The organism is Odoribacter sp. N54.MGS-14 (assembly GCF_000980295.1).
Classification (GTDB): Bacteria; Bacteroidota; Bacteroidia; order Bacteroidales; family Marinifilaceae; genus Odoribacter; species Odoribacter splanchnicus.
Genome location: NZ_LARL01000178.1, coordinates 1 through 458, shown reverse-complemented (window position 1 = coordinate 458; position 458 = coordinate 1). Strand labels below are relative to the sequence as shown.

2 tRNA genes and 1 rRNA gene are annotated in these 458 nt (G+C 45.0%); all 3 read left to right on the top strand.

The window, feature by feature from the left end:
- A 16S ribosomal RNA gene (locus tag WS42_RS14980) occupies window positions 1-56 on the top strand; the annotation flags it as partial.
- A gap of 135 nt (window positions 57-191) precedes the next feature.
- Window positions 192-265 (top strand) — tRNA-Ile (locus WS42_RS14975).
- A gap of 17 nt (window positions 266-282) precedes the next feature.
- Window positions 283-356, top strand: a tRNA-Ala gene (locus WS42_RS14970).
- Window positions 357-458 lie beyond the last annotated feature (102 nt).

Genomic DNA, 458 nt, shown 5'->3' with positions numbered 1-458 from the left:
GGGCTAAGTCGTAACAAGGTAGCCGTACCGGAAGGTGCGGCTGGAACACCTCCTTTCTGGAGAGGACGAAAGATCGATAAGGTTTTTGTTCTTGTACTGCTGGTGTTGTTTATTTCAAGATATGATTCCGTAATGATACGGAAGAGAGAAAGTAAGAAGCCGGGTCTAATTAAACAGACTAGGTTGAACTTAGTCCTATAGCTCAGTTGGTTAGAGCGCTACACTGATAATGTAGAGGTCGGCAGTTCAACTCTGCCTGGGACTACGAACGGAATCAAGTTCGGGGGATTAGCTCAGCTGGCTAGAGCATCTGCCTTGCACGCAGAGGGTCAACGGTTCGAATCCGTTATTCTCCACTCCATCGGAAACGTAAGAAACGAAGATGAACGATCTATGACATATTGTACAAGCAAACAGTAATTTTAGTAGTAAAGAGCTGAAAGTATATATCATCCCGC